Annotated in this window: 7 protein-coding genes; all 7 read right to left on the bottom strand. The window is 69.5% G+C overall.

What is annotated here, in order from left to right:
• Positions 1–109: 109 nt before the first annotated feature.
• The gene (locus ACZ60M_RS25345) at positions 110–1168 is read right to left on the bottom strand and encodes an ABC transporter ATP-binding protein (protein WP_465422019.1); all 1059 of its coding nucleotides are present in this window, start codon (positions 1166–1168) and stop codon (positions 110–112) included.
• On the bottom strand, positions 1165–2229 hold the full coding sequence (locus ACZ60M_RS25340) for an ABC transporter ATP-binding protein (RefSeq protein WP_465422017.1): 1065 nt from the start codon (positions 2227–2229) through the stop codon (positions 1165–1167). The genes ACZ60M_RS25345 and ACZ60M_RS25340 overlap by 4 nt, the downstream gene beginning before the upstream one ends.
• Positions 2229–3191, bottom strand: coding sequence for an ABC transporter permease (locus tag ACZ60M_RS25335; protein ID WP_465422015.1), 963 nt, complete (start codon positions 3189–3191; stop codon positions 2229–2231). Before ACZ60M_RS25335 ends, ACZ60M_RS25340 begins: the two co-directional genes overlap by 1 nt.
• Positions 3188–4195, bottom strand: a complete 1008-nt coding sequence (locus ACZ60M_RS25330; protein ID WP_465422013.1) for an ABC transporter permease — start codon at positions 4193–4195, stop codon at positions 3188–3190. The genes ACZ60M_RS25335 and ACZ60M_RS25330 overlap by 4 nt, the downstream gene beginning before the upstream one ends.
• A 21-nt stretch (positions 4196–4216) precedes the next feature.
• Positions 4217–5959 carry an ABC transporter substrate-binding protein gene (locus ACZ60M_RS25325; RefSeq protein ID WP_465422012.1) on the bottom strand — a complete coding sequence of 581 codons (1743 nt, stop codon included), beginning with the start codon at positions 5957–5959 and terminating at the stop codon, positions 4217–4219.
• A gap of 295 nt (positions 5960–6254) precedes the next feature.
• A complete protein-coding gene (recR, locus tag ACZ60M_RS25320) occupies positions 6255–6851 on the bottom strand; it encodes a recombination mediator RecR (RefSeq protein WP_465422010.1) in 597 nt (198 codons plus the stop codon).
• Between the two features lie 189 nt (positions 6852–7040).
• On the bottom strand, positions 7041–7379 hold the full coding sequence (locus ACZ60M_RS25315) for a YbaB/EbfC family nucleoid-associated protein (RefSeq protein WP_392968031.1): 339 nt from the start codon (positions 7377–7379) through the stop codon (positions 7041–7043).
• Positions 7380–7558: the final 179 nt, after the last annotated feature.

Here is a 7558-nt window from a genome sequence, read left to right as displayed (position 1 = left end):
CCCCCCCCCCCCCCCCCCCCCCCCCCCCCCCCCCCCCCCCCCCCCCCCCCCCCCCCCCCCCCCCCCCCCCCCCCCCCCCCCCCCCCCCCCGCCGCACACACCAGTTCAGTTAAAGATCGAAGTGGCAGGCGACCTTGTGGCCGCTCGCCGCCTCACGCCACTCCGGCTCCACCTCGGCGCAGATGTCCTCGGCCCAAGGGCAGCGCGTCCGGAACCGGCAGCCCGAAGGCGGATTCGCCGGAGAAGGCAAGTCCCCCTTCAAGATGATCCGCTCGCGATTCGCCTCGACCTCCGGGTCCGGCTGCGGCACTGCCGAAAGCAGCGCCTTCGTGTAAGGATGGCGCGGGTGCTCGTAGATTGTCTCCGAATCCGCCTCCTCCACGAGCTTGCCCAGGTACATGACCCCGACCCGGTCCGACAGGTGCCGGACCACCGCCAGGTCGTGCGCGATCACCAGGTACGTCAGCCCGAACTCGTCCTGCAGCTCATCGAGCAGGTTCATCACCTGCGCCTGGATCGACACGTCCAGCGCGCTCACCGGCTCGTCGCACACGATCAGGTCCGGACGCAGCATCAGCGCCCGCGCGATGCCCAGACGCTGACGCTGCCCGCCCGAGAACTCGTGCGGGAACCGCTCCAGCACCGATTTCGGCAGACCCACCGCGTCGAGCGTCTCGACCGCGAGCTTGCGCCGCTCGGCCTTCGACCCGACCCCGTGGACCTTCAACGGCTCCGCCAGCAGCATGTCCACATTGTGCCTGGGGTTGAGCGAACCGAGCGGGTCCTGGAACACCATCTGCATCTTCGACCTGAAGCGGCGCAAACGCTCGCCCTTCAACGCCGTCACCTCGTCGCCGCCGAGCCGGACGCGACCCGCCGTCGGCTCCTCCAGGCGCAGCACGGCCCGACCGAACGTGGTCTTGCCGCAACCCGACTCGCCGACCAGACCGTACGTGCCGCCCGCATCGATCGAGAGGCCGACACCGTCGACCGCCTGGACGTGACCCACGGTCCGCTCCACGACGATGCCGCGCCGGATCGGGAAGTGGACCTTCAAATCCTCGACCTCGAGCAGCGGGGCCGCAACGGGAGCCGAAGCGGCCGTGGACAAGTCCGGTTCCTCCGTGCGCTGCGCGGGAACGCGCGGCTCCGGTCGATCGGTACTCATACGACCTCCTCGGCCATGACGCAGCGGTGGGCGTGCACGGCACCCACCAGTGCGGGCTCACCGTCCACACAGGAAGCAGTGACGCGGTCGCAGCGGGGCGCGAACGCGCAGCCGTCGTGCCAGCGGATCACGTCCGCGATCGAACCGCGGATCGGCGTCAGCGGCTCGTGGATCGGCAGGTCCAGCCGCGGAATCGAACCCAGCAGCCCCACCGTGTAAGGGTGCGTCGGCGCACGGAACAGCTCGCGCACCGGCGCGGACTCGACCACGCGGCCCGAGTAGAGCACGTTCACCTCGTCGCAGATCCCCGCGACCACACCGAGATCGTGCGTGATCATCAGCAGCGCCGTGCCCTCCGTCTCCACGAGGTCCTTCAGGAGCTCGAGGATCTGCGCCTGGATCGTCACGTCCAGGGCCGTCGTCGGCTCGTCGGCGATCAAAAGCCTGGGCGCGCAGGCGACCGCGATGGCGATGAGCACGCGCTGGCGCATGCCGCCGGAGAGCTGGTGCGGGTACTCCTTGAGGCGGCGGACCGGGTCGGGGATGCCGACGCGGTCGAGCAGGTGCGCGGCCTCCTTGGACGCCTTGTCGCCCTTGAGGCCCCGGTGGCGTTCGAGGACCTCGGTGATCTGCCTGCCGATCGGGACGACCGGGTTGAGGCTCGACAGCGGGTCCTGGAAGACCATGGCGAGGTCCTTGCCGCGGCGGCGGCGCATCGCGGCCGGAGTGAGCTGGAGGAGGTCGGTGCCGTCGAAGACGGCCCGGCCCTGGACGTCGGCGCCGCCGCGGCGGCCCCTGCCGCCGGCGGCCACGGTCTGCGGCGTCGCGGCTTTGACGCCGCCGACCGGTTCCGCGGCGGCGGCCTGGACCGGCAGGCGGGGCTTGCGTCCCCGGCCCTTCGGGAGCAGGCCCATGATCGCCAGGCTCGTCACCGACTTGCCGCAGCCGGACTCGCCCACGAGCCCGACCACCTTGCCTTCGGGGACCGAGAAGGAGACGCCGTCGACGGCGGTGGACGCGCCGAAGGCGACCCGCAGGTCTTCGACTTCGAGCAGTGCCACTATTCCTGCCTCCTCAGCCTCGGGTCGAGCGATTCGCGCATGGCCTCGCCCAGGAGGGTGAAGCCGAGCGCCGTGACGATGATGCCGACGGCCGGGTAGATCGCCAGTTGCGGTGCGCCCGAAAGGAAGCGCTGCGCGTCGGCGAGCATCGTGCCCCACTCGGCGCTGCCCGGGTCGGGGTTGCCGAGGCCCAGGTAGGAGAGCGCGGCGGCCTCGATGATCGCGGTCGCGAGCACGAGCGTCGCCTGCACGATCACCGGTCCGAGCGAGTTCGGCAGGATGTGCGAGACGACGATCCGTCCCTTGGGGACGCCGATGGCGATTGCGGCGAGCACGTAGTCCGAGTGGGCCTGCGCCAGCATCGAACCGCGCAGCAGGCGCGCGAAGATCGGGATCTGGGCGACGCCGACGGCGATCATCACCGTCCGCAGCGACGGGCCCAGCAGGGCCGCGACGCTCAACGCCAAGAGCAGCATCGGGATCGCGAGCGCGACGTCGACCGCGCGCATGATGACCGCTTCGACGCGTTCGCCCCAGCGGCCGCCGAAGGTGCCCGCAGCGGCGGCCACGCCGCCGATGAAGGCGCCGGCGACGAAGCCGATGAACGTGGCCACGACGCCGACCAGGAGGGTCTGGCGGGCACCGACGATCATGCGGGAGAACATGTCCCGGCCCAGATGGTCGAGGCCGAACCAGTTCTCAGGGCGCGGGCCCGGGAAGATGTTCCGGTTCAGGAACACCTCGCGGCCCCAGGTCTGCGCCGTCGGGTCGTACGGGGCGACCCACGGGCCGACCACCGCGACGACCACGAACAGGCCGACGATGACCGCGCCGGTGATCGCCATCGGCGAGCGGCGCATGCGCCGGACCGACTGGCGCCACAGGGAACCGGTGCGGGCGTCCCGTGCGGTCGCGGTGGCCTCGACGAGCCGGTCGAGCTTCTCGATTTTCGCGATGGTCATTTGCGCACCCGCACTCTCGGGTCGAGCAGGCCGTACGAGAGGTCCACGATGAGGTTGATGACCACGTAGAACACGGCGATGACGAGGATGAAGCCCATGAGCGCGGGGTAGTCGCGCTCGGTCGTCGCCTGGTAGACGAAGGAGCCGATGCCGCCGAACGCGAACACGCTCTCGGTGAGCACGGCGCCCGCGAAGAGGCTGCCGAGCAGCAGGCCGATGATCGTGGCGATCGGGAGCATCGCGTTCCGCATGACGTGGCGGCCGCGGACGGTGGAGGGCTTGAGCCCCTTGGCGTCAGCAGTGCGCACGTAGTCCTCGCCGACCACGTCGAGCACGCTGGCCCGGGTGATGCGGACGATGACGGCGAGCGGGATCGACGAGAGCGCGATCGCGGGCAGGATCAGGTGCTTCACGGCGTCCCAGGCGATGTCGAACTCGCCCGTGATGAGCCCGTCGAACACGCGCAGGCCCGTGACCTCGGTGAAGTCGGCGCCCGCGGTGAGGCGGAACGTGGTCGGCAGCCACCCGAGCTCCTGCGCGAACACCACTTTGAGCATGGCGGCGAGGAAGAAGATCGGGATGCACGTCCCCAGGAGCGAGCCGGAGACGGTGCCGAAGTCGACCCAGGTGCCGCGGCGCTTCGCCGCGAGGTACCCGAGCGGGATGCCCAGGCCCACGGCGATGAGCATGGCGGCCAAGGAGAGTTCGATGGTGGCGGGCAGGCGGTCGGCGAGCTCCGTCGCGATCGGACGCCCGCTCGACAGCGACGAGCCGAAGTCGAGGCGGACGATCCGGCCGAGGAACTCGCCGTACTGGGTCCAGACCGGTTCGTCCAGACCCAGGGCGGCCCGCAGCGCCTCCCGCTGCTGGTCCGTGGCGTTCTCGGGGAGCAGCCGGTTCTCGGGTCCGCCCGGAAGGGCTTTGAACCACGCGAACAGCAGCAGCGAGAGTCCCAAGAGCGCCACGGACAACTGCAGGAGGCGCTTAACGGTGTAGCGCAGCATATTCGGCTGTAATCGATCCGATTAGGAGCCGGTGGTGAAGTAGACCTGCGAGAAGTCCTCCCGCGTCAGCGGGGAGACGTCCGGCGGGTACACGTCGGGCGCGAACGCGATCGACGGCGGCGAGGACGAGATCGGCAGGCCCGGGAGCTCGGCCATCACGGCCTCGTTCGCGGTCTTCCACAGTTCGACGCGGGTGGCCTCGTCCGGTTCGGTGTTCGCCGCGGCGATCGAGTCGAAGACCTCCTGGTTGTCGAAGCCCCACTCGGTGGACTCGGTGGCGAACCAGGTGCCCAGGAAGTTGTACGGGTCGGCGAAGTCGCCGGTCCAGCCCAGCAGGTACAGCGGGCACTCGCCGGAGCGGGTGGTCGGGATGTAGTCGACCCACGTGATCGGCTTGGCCTCCACCGTGACACCCGCGGCCTGCAGGTCGGAGGAGATCATGTCGAAGATGTCCTTCGGCGCCGGCATGTACGGGCGGGTGACGTCGGTCGGGTAGCAGAAGGTGATGGTGAGGTCCTCCGCGCCCGCGTCGGCGAGCATCTGCTTGGCCTTCTCGGCGTCGTAGTCGTAGGCGGCGACGTCCTCCGAGTACCCCGCGAGGCTCGGCGGGATGAACTGGGTCGCGACCATGCCGCCCTCGGGGAGCACCGAGTTGACGATGCGCTCGCGGTCGATGGCGTAGGAGAGTGCCTCGCGGACCGCGTGGTCCTCAAGGGGCGCATGGGACTGCGTGTACGCGAGGTACAGCAGGTTGAACACGCCGCGGACGGGGACGTTGTATCCCGCGTCGATGAGCGCCTGCGCGTCAGCGGGAGCGGCGAGGTCGTAGCCGTGGATGTCGCCGGCTTCGAGGGCCTGGCGGCGGGCGGTCTCGTCCGAGATGGTCTTGAAGATGATCGTCTTGACCTTGGCGGGCTCGCCGAAGTACTCGTCGTTGCGGGTGAGCACGACCTCTTGCGAGCTGTGGTCCCAGCTTTCGAGCTTGTAGGGCCCGGTGCCGGCGAGGGTGCCGACGGTCTGGGTGTACTCCGGCAGCGGCGAGTCGGCGGCGGGGATCGCGACGTCGGCGACGGCGTCGATCGAGTTCGGGCTGATGATCGAGAGCGACTCGAGGGTGAACGCGCCCGGGAAGCTCGAGGTGTACTTGCTCAGGCTGATGGTCGCGGTGAGGCCGTCTGCGGTGCAGCCCTTGTAGATCGACTCGGTCTCAATGCCCATCGCCGCGTCGTTCTCGGCGAAGCCGCCGAACACCGAGGAGTAGTAGTAGGTGAAGTTCGGGGACTGGTAGCCGCCCTTGAAGTTCGCCCAGCGCTCGAAGTTCTTGCACACGGCCGCGCCGTCCAGCGCCGCCCCGTCGTGGAAGGTCACGCCCTCACGCAGGTTGAACGTCCACTCCGTGCCTTCCTCGTTCTGCTCGTAGGACTCGGCGAGACCGGGGACGGTGTCGGTGCAGTCGGCGTCGAGGAGCGTGTCGAAGACCTGGCGGTTGACGCGGAAGGTCTCCCCGTCGGAGGCGAGGATCGGGTCGAGGCTGGTCGGGTCGCCCGGGGTACCGAAGACGAACGGCTGCGACTCGTTCTTGGCGGCATCGGCGGCGGGTTCGCCGTCGGTGCGCTCAGGACACGAGAAGTCGAAGTCCTCGGCGGTGTCGGCGTCGCCGCCGCCATCGCCATCGGAGCCGCAGGCGGTGAACAGGCCCAAGGCCATAGCGGCGCCTGCCGCTGCGGCGAGGGCGCGCCTGATTGGGGAAGGTGGCGTGCGCATAGGTTGTCTCACCCGTCGGTCGTTGGGTATTCGGAGGTAGAGACAGCCTAAGACCAGGTGAGTTACACCACTGTTAAGCGTTATGTGATCGTGACCGTTTCGGCGAATATTGTTACCCAAATCGTAAGGATCGCACCGAAGTGAAACCCGTTGCGCCCCACCGCAACCCAAAATCACCAGGCGCAGCACCCGGTCACCGCCAGTGCCGGACCCGACTACAAACCAAGGCCCCCAGGAAACCCCGCACCCAAGCCCGCCCGGCCCCAACTACCGGGCCGCAGCGAACGGCTAGCCACTAGTCGACATCGCGCCGGCCCGAGAAGGCCCGGCCCAGCGTCACCTCGTCGGCGTACTCCAGGTCCCCGCCGACAGGCAGCCCGCTCGCCAACCGGGTCACCTTGAACCCCATGGGCTTCACCAGCATCGCCAGATAGGTAGCGGTCGCCTCACCCTCGGTGTTCGGGTCCGTAGCGAGGATCAGCTCCTTGGTCTCTCCCTTTTGGAGCCTGATCATGAGCTGGCGGATGCGCAGGTCGTCCGGGCCGATGCCCTCCAGCGGGTTGATCGCACCCCCGAGCACGTGGTACCGGCCCCGGAACTCCCCGGTGCGCTCGATCGCGAGCACGTCCTTCGGTTCCTCGACGACGCAGATCAGCGTCTCAGACCGGCGCGGGTCCCGGCAGATGCCGCACTGCTCGGCCTCGGTCACGTTCCCGCAGGTCTCGCAGAACCGCACCTGGGCTTTGACCCGCTCGAGCGCCGAGGTCAGACGCTCCACATCGGCGCTCTCGGAGGCCAGCAGGTGGAAGGCCAGCCGCTGGGCGCTCTTCGGCCCGATGCCCGGGAGCTGCCCCAGCTCTTCGATGAGGTCGCCCAAAGCCCCGTCGTACAAGGATCTTCTCTTTCCTGCGGCTCGTTCTTGATCAATGTGAATGCGGCGCGGCCCGCGATTGCGCCAACCACGCCAGGCCCTGCGGGCCCTGTACGCCCCTGTCGCCAAGACCTTGCGGCCCTGGCCGTTCCGGCCTATGTGCCCGACCCCCTGAGGGCGGCTTCGGCTTGCTGCCCGCTGGCGGAATTCCTACATGCCGGGGAGGCCGAGGCCTCCGGTCATGCCGCCGAGGGCGTCGCCGAGCGGGCCCATCTTCTCGGCGGCGAGGCGCTTGGCGTCCGCGTTGGCGGCCTGGACCGCGGCGAGGATGAGGTCTTCGAGGGTCTCGACATCTTCGGGGTCGACCGCCTTCGGGTCGATCTTGACTCCCTTGAGCTCGCCGTCTCCGGTGACGGTGGCGCTCACGAGCCCGCCTCCGGCGGAGGCGGTGACTTCGGACTCGGCCAGCTCGGCCTGTGCCTGCATCATGTCGGCCTGCATCTGCTGCGCCTGCTGCAGCATCTTCTGCAGGTCTCCTCCTGCGAACATGTCCATGTCGCTCCTCGCTGTCGGCTCCGGGTCTCCTTGGTGTCCCGCCAGCCTATCCGTCTCGGGCGACATCCGTGATTGTGGCGGGGGGGGGGGGGGGGGGGGGGGGGGGGGGGGGGGGGGGGCGGAGGGGGGGGGGGGGGGGGGGGGGGGGGGGGGGAGGGTAGGGAAGGGTGGGG

The organism is Glycomyces sp. NPDC050141 (assembly GCF_055586545.1).
Note: the sequence above shows the minus strand (reverse complement) of the source record. Positions and strands in the feature narration are given on the sequence as shown.